Annotated in this window: 1 pseudogene (only partly in view); it reads right to left on the bottom strand. The window is 40.5% G+C overall.

Annotated features, from left to right (window positions below):
- A pseudogene (locus tag A2048_01885) lies at positions 1 to 331 on the bottom strand (hypothetical protein) (it continues 581 nt past the right edge of the window).

Here is a 331-nt window from a genome sequence, read left to right as displayed (position 1 = left end):
CATATTGCCGGCGACATTTAGGTTGACAGCGTAAAGCTTACTGTTTGTGTTGGCCGAATGAGTAATATTCGCCCCACTACTCATTATTAAATTGGCACCGATAAACAATGGAATAGGGCTATTTTGCCTCAATATAGTGTTATTGCCCAGATTTAAATCTCCAGACACCGTCATGCTGGCAACAACCAAAGTTGTGTTATTGTTCAGATTCAAACCCCCAGATACCGTCATGCTACCTATAGTCAAGACATTTGTACCCGAAGTAATAACAATACCTGAGACAATTAGCGCGACACTATCATCAAACACTAATTTCGCATTAGTCATGCTT

Source organism: Deltaproteobacteria bacterium GWA2_45_12 (genome assembly GCA_001797365.1).
Lineage (GTDB): Bacteria > UBA10199 > UBA10199 > UBA10199 > UBA10199 > UBA10199.
The sequence above is the reverse complement of the archived record's forward strand: the minus strand, read 5'-3'. Positions and strand labels throughout refer to the sequence as shown.